General features: G+C 37.9%; 13 protein-coding genes. 4 read left to right on the forward strand and 9 right to left on the reverse strand.

The genetic code is table 11. From position 1 onward, the window contains the following. Positions 1-129 precede the first annotated feature (129 nt). From ACFILZ_RS00180 to ACFILZ_RS00195, 4 genes are all read right to left on the reverse strand, one after another. The gene (locus tag ACFILZ_RS00180) at positions 130-1,116 is read right to left on the reverse strand and encodes a DUF2125 domain-containing protein (protein WP_375609948.1); all 987 of its coding nucleotides are present in this window, start codon (positions 1,114-1,116) and stop codon (positions 130-132) included. Between the two features lie 792 nt (positions 1,117-1,908). Continuing rightward, on the reverse strand, positions 1,909-2,655 hold the full coding sequence (locus ACFILZ_RS00185) for a glutamine amidotransferase (RefSeq protein ID WP_375609949.1): 747 nt from the start codon (positions 2,653-2,655) through the stop codon (positions 1,909-1,911). Positions 2,656-2,804: 149 nt separating this feature from the next. Beyond that, entirely contained in the window at positions 2,805-4,364 is a 1,560-nt protein-coding gene (locus tag ACFILZ_RS00190; RefSeq protein ID WP_375609950.1) for a heme biosynthesis protein HemY, read from the reverse strand. 11 nt (positions 4,365-4,375) lie between these two features. Next, positions 4,376-5,560: a hypothetical protein gene (locus tag ACFILZ_RS00195; protein WP_375609951.1), complete on the reverse strand. Its 1,185-nt coding sequence runs from the start codon at positions 5,558-5,560 to the stop codon at positions 4,376-4,378. Positions 5,561-5,922: 362 nt separating this feature from the next. Between ACFILZ_RS00195 and tsaD the strand changes: the two genes are divergently transcribed. The 3 genes from tsaD (at position 5,923) to ACFILZ_RS00210 (ending at position 9,917) form a co-directional block, all read left to right on the forward strand. Then, a complete protein-coding gene (gene tsaD / locus ACFILZ_RS00200; RefSeq protein WP_375609952.1) occupies positions 5,923-7,017 on the forward strand; it encodes a tRNA (adenosine(37)-N6)-threonylcarbamoyltransferase complex transferase subunit TsaD in 1,095 nt (364 codons plus the stop codon). A 595-nt stretch (positions 7,018-7,612) separates the two neighbouring features. Continuing rightward, the gene (locus ACFILZ_RS00205; protein WP_375609953.1) at positions 7,613-8,047 is read left to right on the forward strand and encodes an EVE domain-containing protein; all 435 of its coding nucleotides are present in this window, start codon (positions 7,613-7,615) and stop codon (positions 8,045-8,047) included. Positions 8,048-9,236: 1,189 nt separating this feature from the next. After that, entirely contained in the window at positions 9,237-9,917 is a 681-nt protein-coding gene (locus ACFILZ_RS00210; RefSeq protein ID WP_375606042.1) for a response regulator transcription factor, read from the forward strand. Positions 9,918-10,817: 900 nt separating this feature from the next. On the opposite strand, the gene ACFILZ_RS00215 is transcribed toward ACFILZ_RS00210, so the two are convergent. The 5 genes from ACFILZ_RS00215 to argH form a co-directional block, all read right to left on the reverse strand. Next, positions 10,818-11,588 carry a class I SAM-dependent methyltransferase gene (locus ACFILZ_RS00215; RefSeq protein ID WP_375606043.1) on the reverse strand — a complete coding sequence of 257 codons (771 nt, stop codon included), beginning with the start codon at positions 11,586-11,588 and terminating at the stop codon, positions 10,818-10,820. A 223-nt stretch (positions 11,589-11,811) separates the two neighbouring features. Continuing rightward, on the reverse strand, positions 11,812-14,241 hold the full coding sequence (locus ACFILZ_RS00220) for a TIGR02302 family protein (RefSeq protein WP_375609954.1): 2,430 nt from the start codon (positions 14,239-14,241) through the stop codon (positions 11,812-11,814). Between the two features lie 126 nt (positions 14,242-14,367). Beyond that, positions 14,368-15,648, reverse strand: coding sequence for a diaminopimelate decarboxylase (gene lysA / locus ACFILZ_RS00225; protein ID WP_375606045.1), 1,281 nt, complete (start codon positions 15,646-15,648; stop codon positions 14,368-14,370). Between the two features lie 9 nt (positions 15,649-15,657). Beyond that, entirely contained in the window at positions 15,658-15,837 is a 180-nt protein-coding gene (locus ACFILZ_RS00230; RefSeq protein WP_375609955.1) for an LPS translocon maturation chaperone LptM, read from the reverse strand. A gap of 51 nt (positions 15,838-15,888) precedes the next feature. Further along, positions 15,889-17,289 (reverse strand): argininosuccinate lyase, encoded by a 1,401-nt coding sequence (gene argH / locus ACFILZ_RS00235; RefSeq protein WP_375609956.1) that lies wholly within the window; start codon positions 17,287-17,289, stop codon positions 15,889-15,891. Positions 17,290-17,321: 32 nt separating this feature from the next. Here argH and ACFILZ_RS00240 point away from each other — a divergent pair, with 32 nt between their 5' ends. Beyond that, entirely contained in the window at positions 17,322-18,017 is a 696-nt protein-coding gene (locus ACFILZ_RS00240; protein WP_375609957.1) for a TlpA disulfide reductase family protein, read from the forward strand.

Below are 18,017 nucleotides of genomic sequence, written 5' to 3' on the forward strand. Positions count from 1 at the left end.
ATTTTTTTTTACCATTAAATACGCATTTTGTTAAAATATATTTTGACACTCTAAAATTGCAAAAAAGTGTGAAAATCAGAAAAAGTCGAAATTTGATAGTAAAGATGAAAAAAGGCTTTGGTACAACACCTAAAGTGGAGCAAGACGACCAAGTTTTAAAAATCCCAGTTTTATCCACCCATTGTTAATGAGCAATGAAAGAACGGGAGCGCCGTCCGCATTTTTAGGCAAAGCACCTAAAATAAAAAATAACGCTTGAAGATTATTGGCTTGCGCGGGAAATAAGCGCTGCAGAGTGTCAAGAAGCTTCATGGACTGAATAAGGACAAGTTCAAATTTTGCTGTCAAATATCCTTCATCATCAAAAGAAAAAGGTCCACTAATACGCACTGCACCACCTGTATGAAAAGTCAATTCACCTTGCTTTAAAAGTCCACTTTTTCCATACAGTCGCTGTTGCCAATTTTTTTCTTCATCTTCAGACAGAAAAGAAATGTCATTTAAAATCCATTTCAAATTACCATCAATTTTAGGAATATCAACAAAAGAAGATTTTAAAAAGGGAGAAGCATCAAAACCGTCAAAAGTTATATGTCCCGATAAATCATTCTTTTCATGTTTTAGATCAAAACGCAAAAATTCTGCCGTTATTTTTTGAGGCATATCTTGTGGCTCTAATGGCTGAATAATTACGTCATGCGTATTTTGCAAAGATGCCGGATCTTCAATATTTTCTTGTGTCGTTTTTTTATCTATCGTTTGTGCTCTTAATGCTTCTTGAAGCTTTTGATCTTCAGAGAAAGAGGAAAAAGATGAAATCTCAAGCCCTTCAGCTATAAACTTCAATGTTTTACCCGTTTTCCAATAAGGCTCTGTTTCAATCACCAAATTGCGCCAATGCGATACTATAGGAGTTTTTCCGGAAAAAACAATTAATGCAGGAGAACGAACATTAAACTCGACCAAATAAGGTGAATAAATTGGTGCACCAGCCGTCAAACGCCCCGTCGATAAAGAAACCCCATGTAAAGGCCAAGAAAATTGAAACTTGTCACAAACAACACCGACACGTAAAGGATAACCATCCCTGCGTACATTCTCGCATACCGCCGCCATATTATGGGAAGATACTTTTACAAATATATCAGAAACATGGTCTTCTATTTTACGTGAAAAAAAAACCAGAGTGCGCTATAAATAAATATCAGAGCCAAACAAAAAAGCCCAAAAATTAAATAGCTTAAAGAAAAACTTTTTCGTCTTAATGGTAATTGAGAGGATTTGGACAACATTAAAACTTTCTTTATCTCTTAACTTTCTCCCACCCTAAAAAGGACAAAGATTTCTAACCCCGGTCAGTTTATACACAACCCAACTTCTTAATCGACCGGACTTTATCTACTGATCACTTCAAGAAGCCCCCATACATCATTCTAAAGTACTGTATCTCATAAACTCAACAAGGTTTTCTTAAGAAGAACGATTATACCCTTTAACAAAAAATACCTCATGTGTAAAGTTTTACATAGATTTTCTACCTCTGCCTTAAACCATACTCTTTTACAGCACAACAAAAATGATAATGAATAGTGTTTCTTAACGATAAAGCCATTGAGCCCCCCATCTTTACGCTTATGGAGGCCCCAAAGCCAGCACCATCATTATATTTGGCTAGCCCCCAAATGTTGCGACAGCTCTTGGCACTTAAGACAGTTCATAAGAAGCATTTTTAGTCTTTTCTTATACAGTTTTTGCCCACACGCCAGCCCTACTTGTGACATGCAAACAAGAGGTTTTTATTGAGTCAATATACACAGGTTTGGAATGAAAAAACCTTACTATATTCGGGGTTCTCATTCAATATACAAAACCGTGAATTACCTATATAAATCAATGCGTTATTAATAATCACACAAGTACGGGCGGTGTACAAAAAATCTGGTGTAATGCGCTTTCAAACCATTGACTCAAAGCTCGATCATAGATTAAACGACCTTTCAAATGTGCACAAGCAGGTTGAGCACCTTTTTCAGTCAATTTATGTGCCGAACGCACGACCAAACGCCGCATCATAGCGCGTGTAAATTCAGCATGAAACTGCAAGCCCCATGCATTGTTTCCATAACGAAAAGCTTGTGTAGGATATGTATTCCCTGTTGCCAAAAGCATTGCCTCTTTCGGTAAATCATAAATACCTTCATCATGGAAATGGTAGACCATCTCTGGCCAATCCATCAATTCCTTCCCTTGTGGGGTTGCTTCTAGTGGATACCAGCCGACTTCAACAGTCCCATCACTTCTTGTACCAACGCGCCCCCCTAGATTTCGCGCTAACATTTGTGCTCCAAGACAAATACCCAAAAAAGGCTTATTTTCCTTTAGTGATAACGAAATCCAATCAATTTCCTCACCAATATAGGCTTCGCTGTCATTCACACTCATCGGTCCCCCTAAAATAACAACGCCGGCATAATGCTCTAATGTATCAGGGAGTTTTTGTCCAAAAATAGGACGATAAATATCAAGAACAAAACCATTTTGTTGTAAAAATTTTCCCAAACGACCAGTATAGGTAGAGCGCCGATGAATAACGACAGCAATCCTTGGTTTGTTATTTTTTTGTTTTTTATCAAGACATCTCTGATTTAAAAACATTTTTTAACCAATCACCTCTGCTACCAAGCAAAATTTCATTTTTTAAGCATAAGAGAATAATTTTATTGGACAAGATTAAAGATAATTTTTTTTCTTCTATATTAATTTTTTCTTCTGAAAAAACGCTCATACTACCATATTGATGCAATTTAAAATAAACGAAATTTTTTCCTCGATAAAGATGTTTCTTCTTCTGTTTTAACCCCTGGATCATCAACATTTAAGTGAGTTTGACTGAACATTTTTACATCTTTTTCTTTTATATCTTGTTTCTCCACCTGCGCATTATGCAAAAGAGAATCATCTATAGGTGTTAATTTTTCAAGCTTCTTATCTCCAACATCATCACTTTTTCCCATAACATACTCTTTGTCTTGCCTTTTCGACACAATATTGTCCGCCTCTAATGTGAGAGAAGGCATACAAGGAGGCGCCTTCCATTCAAAACAGCCCAAACGTCCACTGATTGGAGAAACCGCTGACCAAGAAGAAAAAATGGCCCCATCACACATCCACACTGGATCACGTTCAGCACGAAGTGCTAAAGAAAGCCATTGACGCACAGCACCTTGACTGTTTCCCTGTGCCTCTTCAATATCTGCCAACAATAAATAAACACTTTCCCGTGGATGACATTGTAATGCTTTTTGTGCCTTCTCTCTTGCTAATGCTGTTTCACCAGCATCCAAAGCTGCTTTAGCAATAAGGAAAGCCGACTCAAATGCATCTTTATTATAAGAAGCAAGTGTCTTAGCCCTTTTCAATCGCCCAATGGCTCCTTCTTCTCTTTCAAGATAAAGCACTCCCAAGTCAGGATGAGGCTCCTTTTGCCAAGCCGCTATAATCATTTTATCCGCTTTACGCGTTTCGTTTAATTTATAAAGAATATCAGCAGCAATAACTATTATTGGAACAAAATCAGGCGCTAATTTATGGGCTTTCAAAATAGCTTCACGTGCTTGTACAGGATGTGTATCAAACAAAGAAAGTGCCTGCCCACTTAGTAGTAAAACCTGTATATGCTGCCGCTCTGGAGTCGCGCGAATAGAACGCGGGAGAGCTTTTTGCGTTCTTTCAAAAATAGTAAGTGCCTTATCCCATTTACCCTCAGTACTTAACCGATCGAGCACCGCCTGATGCGCCCATAAAAGTGCTGGCGATAAAGTCAGTGCCTCTTCGGCATATTGTTGCGCTGCCTCATAAGCTTTACTCTTCATCGCTTCACGAAACAAACCATAAAGTCCAACCAGTTTTGTCGGATCTTCCTTTCTCATCTCTTCATAAAGACCGATGGCGCGAACAGAATCATTTTGTAAAGACAAGGTTTGCGCTTGTAAGAGTTTTACCAATGGCTCTTGTTTTCCTGCAAGATATTTAGCAACCCGTGTTTCCATTTTTTGCGCAACCATACTATCACCAGCAAAAGTTGCAAGAATCCCCTTTGAAAGAGCTTCGTAACCACGCTTTTGATGGCGTTTATAAAAATAATTGGAAAGAGCATTCGGTATGGAAAAAAAGAAAGACAATAACCACCATAAAAGCACCAGCGTTACAAAAAACAAAATAAGCACACTTAACGCTGTAAGAAATGAAGCAGAAAATCTGAAATGCAAAAATGTGAGAACAAAAATACCATTGTGATTAGCAACCCACGTGAAAGCTAAACCGAGGATACAAACAACAAAAATATAAATAAAAACACGTATCATCTTGGGCCTATTTACATCTTTGTTGCTTTAAAAGATCCTTGTTGCACAGACAATAACAATTGCTGCAACAACTGTTGAATAGCAATATGTCTTTCAAGCTGCTTAACAAAATCCATTGAAACATCTTTTGCACTTTGGGGCAATGATTGCCATTCACTCAAAGCCTTTTCGTAATCACCAGCTTGAATGGCAACTTCCATGCGTGCCGCAATAGCCCCCAGCGTTGTCCCTTCAACATTTCCAATCGGTCGCGAAACAATGAGCCCTTTTATCCACGCTAAAATTCGGTCAAAAAAACCAGCATCTGACGCAACAAGATTTTGCGTGCCAACAATTGCATCAGCAACATGAGCAAAATCAACTGAAAGTTGTGCTGAACTTGGAAGACCCACAGTAGCTGTTTTTTGCAACACATCAAGTCCATTAATCGAAGGCGATAATTGCCGCAACAGCTTTAATTCATTATTATAAGATCCACCACGCTCTACAGCATTTTTTAATGAACTAATTGCAGTAAAGAGCGCGGTATCTATTTCTTTTTTCTCACTATTTTTAACAGCAGTTTCTTCCTGTAGTGCTTCTAACTGTTGTTTTAACGCAGCAAGATCATTTGCATTGCTCTGCCCAACAGACAAAGCCGTCTCTATCTCTTTCGACTCTCTAACAAAAGTTTGTACAGTTTCTTCAAGAGTTTTTACTTTTTCCTCTAAAATCGTAAAAGCTTTTTTGCTTTCTTCTTTCGATAGTTCATCATTTTTCGTTGTTTTAAACTGTTGTGATGAAAAAGAAGAAAACTCTGTTTTTAACGCATCGATTTCTTGAAAGACCCGGCTCAATTGTTCCTTTGTGTCTTCACCTTGACTTTTTGCGGCTTCAGCAATCTGCAAGGCTTTTTCCTCCCCAGCAGAATTTGCCACAAAAGGAGAAGGAAAAAAACCAGCCCATTGAAGCCCCATAAAAATTCCCAAAGCAATGAATCCCCCCAAAATCCCAGAAAGGGATAAGAAAAGCCAAATTGTACTAGAGATACTTTTATCCTGACCTTGCATATTCTGTTTTTCTCGTGCAGGAGATTCTACAGAATTGTGGATTTTTTCCTCTGAATCATGGGAAATAGCTTCATGTTCAATAACTGGTTTCTTACGGCGCGTACCAGTATAATGTGATTTAACTTTTGGTTTTGAAGAATCGACCATCTTTATCACTTTTTGTGCACACTTTTTTCAAAAATAAAATAATAAAATGAAAAAAGTTTTAAAAATGAAGCTTTTCTCAAATATCTTCGAAAGAGTATAAATTTACAGAAATTTTCCAAATCTCATTTTTCTCAATAATATTTACAATTATAGACTTTAATAGACAAGTTTTAAAAAAATATTTGCATTTTATACTCGAAAATACAGCTTTATTTTTTAATCAACGATATCATAAAATTTAAAGAAAATGCCAAAACACATATTTTTCATAGAAAAATCAATTCTAAGAGAAATACTTTGCATCTTTTTCTGTTCATGGTACGCACGCAAGAAAGAAGCTTCAATATAAGGTTTTGTTTAAAATGCGTCTGCTGGGAATAGAAACAAGTTGTGATGAAACGGCAGCGGCTGTCATTGAATATAACAATGAATCAAACAGCCGAATTCTTTCCAATGTTGTTTGGAGTCAAATTGATCACCATGCACCTTACGGCGGTGTTGTTCCTGAAATTGCTGCTCGTGCCCATGTTGAAGTTCTTGATCATTTAATTCTGCAAGCACTAACAGAAGCAAACACAAAATTAAAAGATATTGATGGCATTGCAGCCACCAGTGGTCCTGGTTTGATAGGAGGATTGTTGGTAGGCGTTATGAGCGCAAAAGCACTCTCTCTTGCCACTGGCAAACCATTTATTGCGGTAAATCACTTAGAGGGACATGCTTTAACAGCTGTGTTAACGCACAACGTCAGCTTCCCTTATTTATTACTTTTAGTTTCAGGCGGTCATACACAAACAATCATTGTTCATGGAGTAGGCAACTACCAGCGTTTAGGAACCACTATTGATGATGCGTTAGGAGAAGCCTTTGATAAAACAGCAAAACTTTTAGGTCTTCCTTATCCTGGTGGACCAGCACTTGAAAAAGCAGCTTTATTTGGTGATAAAAATCGCATCCCTCTTCCACGACCTTTAAAAGGTGAAAAACGATTAGACTTTTCTTTTTCAGGACTCAAAACTGCTGTTCGACAAGCCGCAACAGCCATAGCTCCCCTTACAGAAAATGATATTGCTGACATTGCCGCAAGTTTTCAAGCCGCTGTGACTGATACGGTACGTGATCGTGTTCACCTAGCTTTACAACACTTTACCCACCAATATCCTCTCTCTGATAATCAAGAAAAGCGTTCTCCTGCTTTAGTTGTTGCGGGCGGCGTTGCCGCAAACCAAGCCATTCGCTCTACGTTGCAAGAACTTGCCCATCAACATGGTTTTGAATTTATAGCCCCTCCTCTTTCCTTGTGTACCGATAATGCTGCAATGATTGCTTTTGCCGGTGCACAAAAACTCGCACGAGGAGAAACAAGCTCTCTTGACATTGCACCCCGCTCACGCTGGCCCTTAGATGAAAAAGCTCCGCCCTTGATCGGGATGGGACGCCGTGGAACAAAAGCATAATAAAATTGACGTCCTACACACATCTTAAAGAACGAAGATTTCTACTCAATCCGGTCTATAGATAGTCCGAATTCTCTATCGAGCAGATTCCACCTGCTTCCCACTCACACAATTCACTTAACCCAAAGATCGACACATAAACCTAAATATTCACCACACATTCTTAAAAACTTCATGTTTCAAAAAACTGCCTTATATCATTACACTTCAAATGACGGTATTTTACAGCATAATAAGATCTACTCTCTCCCACAAAGCATAGATATGAATGCCATTCGTTGACCTCATCATCTTTGACCATTTATTCGTTTCATTGTCATTGTAATCTTAAAGCTTTTTAGAACCAATTTTCTTAATTTTTTCCAACAAACTCTTATAGTGACCGCATTTCAGACCATAGTTGAAAAGAGAAACAAAGAGCAAAATACTTTTATACAACATGAAATATCAATGGAGCGCGTCTCTCTACTACACATTATTTTGAAACAAGAAAAATAGATAATAGCCGTTATTTACCCCATTTTAAAAATCATCGTTGATGGTATTACAAAGATACTTATAAAAATGCATAACAGTCTATGAAAAAGGAGAACTCATGGCTTATTGGCTTTTTAAATCTGAACCCCATAAATGGTCATGGAAGATGCAAAAGAAAAAAGGAGTTAATGGCGAACAATGGGATGGTGTACGCAATTATCAAGCACGTAACAATATGCGCACTATGAAATATGGTGATAAAGGTTTTTTTTATCACTCAAATAAAGGTTTAGAAATTGTAGGAATTGTAGAAATATGTGCTGAAGCACACCCTGATTCTACAAGTTCTGATCCACGCTGGGAATGTGTAGATATCCGAGCACTTTGTGACATGCCAACACCTGTTTCATTAAAACAAATCAAAGCCAATCCTAAACTAGCAAATATGGTGTTGGTCAAGGCCAGCCGCTTATCAGTACAACCCGTGACAGAAGAGGAATGGACAGAAGTCTGTTTGATGGGCAACCTTAAGAAGGAAATGCTTTTATCTTAAAGCAATAAATTTTATTCATTAATAATCCATTGATTTATAATGATAAATTACTGTTTTGCATGTTGAATAAGAGTCCCGAATATCGTAAGATTCTCCCATTTCAAATTTGTCCCATGTTGAATCAATTAAAACCACTTTCTTGCACATAAAAAGCGGGATGAGTGTGTGAATAAAAATTGTTAAAGAAAAGAGTGAAAATGGCTCTTATGAACCGTCTTAAGTGCTAAGGGCTGTCTCGAAATACCCACGAGCTGGCAAAGTGTGTGATCCGGCTTACTTGTTCATAAGCGTAAAGATGGGAGTGTTCGATGAATTTACCGTTAGACTCATATGAAAAAGCACTTCATATCGCACAAGGCATCCCTCTCTATTGATGTGTTTTCACGCTAAATACATAAATAGGATACTCTTCCTTATCATTTTTCATTCTGCACTCTTCTCAATATAAAATGCCCCAAAACTTCCCCCCTTCATTAGGTATTTTTTAGGCATTTCTAAAGGCAAGACTTACTCAACGATTATAATAAGCAACACCCACGAGCATCACACAGACCTCTTCGCACACAAACTCTACGAAAAAACAAAACTAAACGTGGATAAAAAAACAATAAAAATGACCGTGAAATTCTCCTAAACGGTGCATATCTGCTAGGTGTTGCACAGTTCTCTTCACGCTTAAAAAACGCATCATATTGAGTGTTCATTGTTCGCATGTTGGATGAGAGCCTCTCATGCCGCTGGATTCTCTCATTCCCAACCTGTTTATATTGAATCAATCAAAAGCTATTTGCTTGCATATTCTAAGCGGAGAAAGTCCCATATAGATAAAAAACGTGAAAGAAAGCACTAAAAATTCCTCTTATGAATCGTCTCAAGTGCCAAGAACTGTCCGCAACACCCACGAGCTGGCAAAGTGAATGATAGTGCTAGCTTGTTTCTCCATAAGCGTAAAAATGATGACACTCAATGGCTAAAACACATTCTAAAGCATAAAAAATGCTTCCAACCAATACGTAAAATACTCTGCAGACGGAAACACCTTCTTTTCGGCAAACAACCATAGAAATTATAAAAGTTTATTTTTTCAAAGACTTTTTTTTAATTTTCCTCTTTTAATTTTTCTTGCATGAAATCTCATTTTTCATGAAACTATATCAATCAGTGCATCAACATGCCTATAAGGAAAAACATGAACCAATACACTCTTTTAATCGTTGAAGGCGATGATCTACGCCCCATTTTAGTAGAACAATTGCAAATGCATCAAGAATTTAAAATTTCCCAAGCAAAAACAGCAGAAGCGGGAATGAGAATAATCCAAAAAGAAAATATTGATCTCACTATTTTGGGATTTCAACTTCCTGATCTTGATGGCTACAAAGCCGTTAAACAATTACGCACCCAAGGATTTCGTGCTCCCATTATCATGATAACAAATTATGATACAGACTGTGATAATATTTTAGATCTTGAAACAGGCGCCAATGATTATGTAACAAAACCCTTTCGCTTTGCAGTGTTATTGGCGAGAATTCGAGCACAGTTGCGCCAATATGAACAAAATGAAGACGCAACCTTTCATATTGGTCCCTATACTTTTAAACTAAGACAAAAACTTCTTCTTGATCAATGCAACAATAAAATCTGTCTCACAGAAAAAGAAGCAGCGATCCTTAAATGTCTCTATTATGCCAATGATAAAATTGTCAGCCGTGAAACATTGTTAGAACAAGTTTGGGGATATAATGAAAATATTATCACCCATACTTTAGAAACCCATATCTATCGTTTGCGACAAAAAATCGAAAACGATCCCTCCAATGCACAAATTCTCATAACAGATCAAAATGGTTACCGTTTAAATCTTTAATTCGAGATTTACTGTTTCAAAAATAATTTTAATATCCTAAATGAAAACAGAAACGAGATGAAAAAAACTTCGCATATAATTCGAATGCTATTACTTAGAACTTACTCTTATGACAAAATATATAACATTACGAATAAAAAACGAAATATTCCAACATGAGAACCAGAAACAAAAATGCTTTCAACTCTCACGATATACTTTGTAACTTCTGTTTCACATGCTTTTGTTCTTTCTAAAGTTTTTAATATGTTTCGCATATAAATAATCGTGATATCTTTTAGCAACATTCTTGATCATAACTATCATCTTTAGATGAGTGTTATTTATAATTATTTTTTTCAGAAAAACAGCTCCACGCATTGCTTTATCTCACATTCACTAACCTAACTTGAGAGATGTTTTTTATCTTTATAGTTTTCCTCCATTCTTTATGACTTTATCTCCTCTTAAGAGATTATATAATTCATGATATAACGCTAAATGTTTATCCTAACGATAAAGCCACTGAGCACCACCATCTTTACGCTTATAAAAGAACAAGCCAGCACCATCACACACTTATGTTAGATCTCGATGTTGCAGAGGAGCCCTTGATACTTGAGATGGTTCATAAAAAGCATTTTAATCCTTCCTTGTACAGTTTTTAACCACCATAAACCATATTATGCAAGATCCTTTGGACTCTGCTATTTTTATGCTTACGAAGATACCAGCATTTTTTCTTTTAAAATGTTTCCGCTATTCATGAAATATGGTTCGATATATAGATACTTGAGATTTTTATTCACATACCAATTCCACATATTAATGTACAAAAGAATATTTTTTAATTGTAAATGCAAAAAATTGAAATAAGAGAATCCTTTTATACTTGCGGTTCTTATGACAATGACAAAATGATTAATTATCTTTATAATTTAAAATATTTCTTGTCTGTGGTGATAAAGCAGGAATAAAAATACGTCGCGACTGACGACGCTGTACGAGCAGACCCTGATAAACACGTTTTTGTGCCTGACACATTAAGAGTCCACCAAAATAAGGCAAAAGATAGCGAGCAAATGGCTCGTAAAAAAATGAGAACAACCGCGAAAAATACCCCGTAGAGGGCATATAGTGTACAATTTCTTGTATTGGTCCAGAAATAAAATTTGTTTTTTCGAACAAACGAATAAGCTGTTGTTGACTATAAGGTTCGCCATAACCAAAGGGCGTAGTCGTATTGCGCGCCCAAAAGCCAGAGCGATTAGGAACAATAACGATCAAATGACCATTGGGTGCTAAAACACGCCATATTTCATTCAACGTTTCAAATGAATTTTCTGTATATTCTAATGCATGGACCAATAAAATACAATCAACTGACGCATCAGGAAGCGGCAAATCTTCTTCAAAAACAAGCGCTGTAGCAACTTTCTCAGCACAAGGCCAAGGCGAAACACCCTGAGCAGCAGGCATAAAAGCAAAACATTGTTGGGCACGTTCACGCAATACAGAAAGATAAGGAATCGCATAACCCAACCCCATAATCCGTTTATCCGTAAGATCAGGCCACCATAAATTTAATTGGTCACACAGCGTCTTTTGCACACGCAGCCCAAGTGCAGAAGCATAAAAATCTTTCAGCGTAACGATATCCAACTCAACATACCATGTAGAAACAAATTTCAAACATTACAGATTTTCATATATCCAACTTATATGGACTTCTGCTCTTTCTCCGCAATAGCGAACACTTCAATATTGCATATTTTAAACTTAAATGATTAAAAAAGCAGTACAATAGAATGATTATCGCGTTACAAGTGCTTTAATTATTTTCTTTGAAGCTGAACTCCATAGAGGTTCTTCATACACTGTTTTTGACATCAATTAAGAAAAAAGCCAACACTGATTAATTAAAATGAAGCAATCTTTCAAGATAGTTTTTTTCTTCTTCTGAAAGATGCTCTTTACCAAGACGTTTGCGAATTTCATCCAAAATCTGCCGCGTACGCATTTGATCACTTTCTTGTGGGAGTGCCTCGCCTTCTTGTTCTTCATCTGTTTTTGAAGAAAGTGGACGTCCTAACGGATCTTTAGGACCAGAATCAGCATTTTGATCATCTCCCGTTTCTTTAAGTGTTTCGCGCATTTTTTTCAAAACATTTTGTGCACCTTGCCTCAAAGATTCCAAAGCATCAGACTGATTTTGTATAGATACCTGATGATTTCCATTATCAAGAGCATTTTCCGCAGAATTCATTTTTTCTTCTGCCCTTTTCAAGGCGCCCCCTGTTTCAAATCCTTGTTCTGATAATTCTTTTTCTAATGTTGATAATTCAGATTGCAATTCAGCTTGACGTTTTTTTAAAGATTTTTTTTGTGTTTCCGGTACATTTTCTCCGCGTTTTTGTTCCATCTCTAACTGATGTGTTTCATTGAGAATTTCTTGCTGACGACGCATTAAATCTCCAAGCTGGTCCATCTTTTCTTTCATTTGTGCAGATTGGCTTTTTTCTCCCTCATTTTGATTACCTTTTTGCACATGCAAATGATCAAGCGTCTGTTCAACTTCCGCCAAGAGTTGTTCAGCTGCTAAAGAAGAGCCTGTTTTAGCCATTTCCTCAATTAAATTTAGCTTTTCTTGTAATGTAGCTTCAGAAAGATTAGGACTTTTTGAGCTTTTAGAATTTTTAGAAACTTGACTATCCGGTGCTTTTTCAGCCAAAGCACGAATATACGCATCCATAGCTTGACGTAAATCTGCCATAAGCCGTTCAATTTCTGCCGCTGAAGCACCGTAACGCAATGCATCACGTAAAGCAGCTTGTGCTTGTTTTAACTTTTTTTGCACGGATTCAAGTTGATTGCCTTCAATACCCAAAGCAATTTGCCATAAATAATCCACCACATTGCGCAAATCCTCGTCTGTTTGTGCTAAAGAAAGTCTTGTCCACGCACTTTGTAGAACAATAAAATGCGATGCATTTTGCAACCCCTTTTCTGGACGCACAAGCAAAGCAGAAAGCATATCAAGTACCCGCTCTCGCGCTAAAGGATTAAGAGCTAATAAACGACGCAGTTCAACCACTGCGCGTGCAACAGGATTCGAAAAAACACGCTGTGGTAATATCATAACAAAAGTTTTGCTACGTCCTTTCTGCCCCGCACCATCTTCTGCCACCAAAGTAATTTTGACTTGCGAACCCGCCCATGGATGCGCTGATATATCCTGCACCATTCGCATTTTCCCCTTTCCACCACGCGGAAGAAGAAGTTCTATTTCCGGAGCATTATAAAGAGAAGAAGCACTTTTATTCTGAGGAAGAAAAGGCTCTATTTCAACAAAAGCCTTTGTCACACCATAATCATCATCCACCACATATCGTAACTCCAATGATCCCGTTAAAATCCTCCCTGGTTTTTCCAACCAATGAATTGTTGGAAGCGTGTCCTTAATTATCTGCAAATGCCATTGCTGTTTTTTACGACGTGATGATACAAATAAATTTATTGAATGCTTTAAATGTGTTTCAAAATGAACAATTGGATCATTAAAAGCTGTTTGCTCCGTTTTCTCTGAAAACGAAATTTCCCTCCCATCTTCTACAGACTTTGCTTTTACTGTAATGCCAGCCCCATTGACAACACGCACAACAACATTACTCCCTTCAGGGATTTCTAGTTGTGTTTTCTCATCTTTTGTCAAATAAATCGGTGCCACACCGGTATAAGCAGGTGGTGTTACCCAAGCATCAATCCGCATGAGTTTTTCATCAACGACAGGACGAAAATCAAAGGCATCAGCCAAACGCCCCCCTTGTGAACCAAAAGAAAAACTAAAAGCGCACACAAAAAGAAGAGCACACAAAGCCCTCAAAGCTAAAGGATCATAATCCGCACTATTAAGAGAGATAAATCCAGTTTTTAAATGGTATAATTGCTTTGCCATTCGGCGTTGATGTTCACGCCAAATAACAACACTAAAATCTTCATCATTTTCAGAACATAAACGATCTGTCTGAATATTCAAAGGCTGGTGTTTAAGGCCATTGACACGTTCAAGACGGTGATCCACTTCCCGCATTGTGGGAAACCGAAAACCAATAAGAAAAAATAAACTTACCCCAGCACAAACAAGCATAGCCCCAAGTAAAAGCCAATGGAACCAATAGCCCAAAACGCCAAAAAGTCCCAACCAGCTAAACGAACAAAACAGACTAAGAACAAGGAAAAATGGTAATAACCGACCCCAGATCCGTTCCAATGAAAGGATCCCCCACATCAAAATGCGCACACACAAAAGCTTCATTGCAAAGCCTTTGATGTTTTTATTTTTCATAAACAAGCATTTATCCCCTTTTACCGTGGTGCATTAAGATCATAAACCCCATACAGAACAATTTCTAGAAAATAAATTGTTTCATCAAAGTTTAGTAAAAATAAGACCAAAAATATTTAATAATGCTCAATCTAATTTGGGCTCAATCCAATCAGGAATATGATCACATCCCATTAATTGCGCATAATCAAGACGTGGACGAATAACTGCATAACGCATATCTTGAACGAGAACTTCAGGGACCAGAAGTCTGCTATTATAAGTACTCGCCATCACGGCACCATAAGCCCCAGCTTGCGTAATTGCCAAAAGATCACTGGGTGCCAAAATTGGCAAGCAACGATCTAATGCTAAATAATCACCAGTCTCACAAACAGAACCCACAATATCTGCACGAATAAGGGAGGCGTCTTTTGCTGCTTGTTTCACAAGGACGACATTCTGCCAAGCATCATAAAGCGTTGGACGCATCAGATCATTCATCGCCGCATCCACAATAACAAAATTCCGCCCTTGCCCCTTTTTTAAATAGAGAACAGAGGTTACCAACACACCAGCTTGACCCACAATGCTCCGCCCCGGCTCCACCACAATATTAATCCCTAAAGGAGCAATATGCTTCTTTACCAGCGCGGCATAATCAAAAGGGGAGGGTACGGTATGTTGTTCACAACCATAGGCAATACCAAGCCCGCCACCAATATCTATATGCGTTATTGCATAACCATCACTCCACAATTGACGCACCAAATCTACGATAATAATAAACGCCTCCTCAAACGGCTTTAAATCACAAATTTGACTGCCAATATGCATATCAATACCGCAAACCTGCAATCCAGGCAAAGAGGACGCTCTTTTATAAGCCTCTCTTGCCAACAACAAGGGAATACCAAATTTATTTTCAGATTTTCCTGTTGTAATTTTCTTATGGGTCTTTGCATCAACATCTGGATTAATACGCAATGAAACACGTGCTATTTTTGAAAGTGCAACAGCGCGTTGCGATAACTGTTCAAGTTCCGGCTCTGATTCAACATTAAAACAATAAATATTCTGAGAAAGAGCAAAATCTATCTCTCTCACGGTTTTACCAACCCCAGAATAAACAATACAATGCGCCGGAATACCAACAGCAAGAGCACGCCGTAATTCACCTTCTGAGACCACATCAGCTCCCGCTCCATTGTTAGCTAAAAGCCGCAAAACTGCTTGATTAGAATTCGCTTTAACCGCATAAGCAATCAGACTGGGCATCCCTTGAAATGCTCTTTGATAGTCCTTAAAATGTGTAACCAATGCATTGGCCGAATAACAGTAAAAAGGAGTTCCCACCTCCTGTGCAAGCATAGCAAGTGAACACCCCTCAGCATAAAGTATACCTTGATGATAGGAGAAAAAATCCACACTTGCCTCCTACTTTATCAAACGATCAAGAATAAAAGGTTTATCATCTTCACTTTTAGCAACAGATGTTCCCTGCCTAGGTTTTTCCACACTTGTAGGAGGCATCTCCAATGATCCTTTACGCCCACACCCAACGACACCAAAGCCCCCAAAAAGGACAACCATCAACCCCTTTATTATAACTTTCATTAGTCCTCTTTCCTCATCTTGCTTTCTTTTTTACTTTTAAAATACAATTATTCAAGCGCTCACGAAACGCTTTTTCCAATATGCAATTTGCCGAAGAACCTCTGAAGGTGCTGTTCCCCCAAAGCTTTTACGACTTTCAACAGATTTTTCAACGGTCAAAACATCAAAAAGTGTCGCATTGATATCAGGACAAATTGCTTGAAGTTCATCTAATGATAAATCATGAAGGCGACACTGTTTTCTTTCTGCCAATGCCACAGCACGCCCTGTTATGTAATGTGCTTCACGAAAAGGAATCCCTAATTCACGGACAAGCCAATCAGCAAAATCCGTAGCTGTTGCATACCCTAAATCCGCTGCTTGTTTCATGGCTTTTTTATTCACTTTCAAATCAGCAATCATCCCTGTCATTGCTGCGAGTGATAATTTCAAACTCAAAGCCCCATCAAATACATATTCTTTATCTTCTTGCATATCCTTTGAATAAGCAAGCGGTAATCCTTTCATCACCGTTAACAATCCCATAAGCGAACCATTCAATCGACCTGCTTTCGCTCGTACTAACTCTGCCGCATCCGGATTTCTCTTTTGTGGCATAATAGACGAACCCGTTGAAAAGGCATCTGACAAATGAATAAAACAAAACTGTTCACTTGACCAAAGAATTATTTCTTCCGCCAAACGCGAAAGATGCATCGCACAAAGAGCACCAGCACTTAAAAACTCCAATGCAAAGTCACGATCAGACACACTATCAATTGAATTGCGTGTAGGTTCCCGAAAGCCTAGTGCTTGTGCTGTCATAAAGCGATCAATCGGAAAACTTGTTCCTGCTAAAGCAGCAGCACCCAAAGGAGATTCATTCATTCGCTCAAGAGCATCACGCATTCGCGATAAATCTCGACCGAACATTTCAACATAAGCCATCATATAATGGCCCAATGTTACAGGTTGGGCTAATTGTAAATGCGTAAAGCCCGGCATAAAGGTATCAACATGTTGTTCTGCGCGAATAAGTAATTGCTCTATCAATCCTTTTAAAGCTTGTGCTATCTTTTGCGTTGCTTCACGTACCCACAAGCGAAAATCAACAGCAACTTGATCATTGCGTGAACGCGCCGTATGCAAACGCCCTGCTACAGAACCTATCAATTCACTCAACCGCGCTTCAATATTCATATGAATATCTTCAAGCTTTCGTGAAAAAACAAATTTACCGTCTTCAATTTCTTGGCGAATAAGTTTCAAACCATGAACAATTTTTTCATAATCTGATTGTGAAATGATTTTCGTTTGCGCTAACATAGCCGCATGAGAAAGAGAACCTTCAATATCTTGTCGATAAAGTTTTTGATCAAAATCAATAGAGGCATTAATTTCTTCCATAATTGCAGCAGGACCTGCCGTAAACCGACCACCCCATATTTGGTTCTTTAACTTCTCATCTGTCATATTCTGAAAACACCCATCCAAAGGACAAAATTATGATTTTTCAAATTTTCATCAGCGAAAAAAACAATAAAAAAAGGCAACTCTCCCTTGCATTCTTTATCATTGCATTGAGTTTATACGCAACCATAAACTACGATACTAAAAGAGAGTTTTTTCTTTTCAATTTCATTTCAGCAGCACAAGCACAAGAAATAAACACTGATAAAGCACGAGCAGAAAAAATGATGGCGATACGAAAAGCAGCAAAAGGCTTTTTTAGCCACATACGATTTGCTGATACACCCTCGGATATGAATAAACTCTCTTTCAAGGATATTCTAGGAAAAGAGCGTACACTCAGCGAATTTACCGGAAAACCAATGCTGGTCAATCTATGGGCTATTTGGTGTGCACCTTGCCGCACAGAAATGCCCGAACTTGCGCAATTAAAACGTGAATTAGGTGGAGAAAACTTTGATGTCATAGCGATTAATATCGATAAAACTGCTTCTCCTGAAAAAATTCAGCAATTTTTACGAGATATTCATTCAGATAATTTGCTTTACTATCGCGATGAAACAATGGATATTTTCAATAATGTTAGAAAACAGGGGCTTGCTTTAGGACTCCCCATTACATTGCTCATTGATAAAGAGGGATATCTCATTGCTTCCTTCAATGGTGCAGCTCCATGGGCCAATGACGATGCCAAAACACTTATAAAAGCAGTGATTAAAGAAGCCCTATAA

Source organism: Bartonella sp. AP40SXNS (assembly GCF_042195825.1).
Lineage (GTDB): Bacteria > Pseudomonadota > Alphaproteobacteria > Rhizobiales > Rhizobiaceae > Bartonella.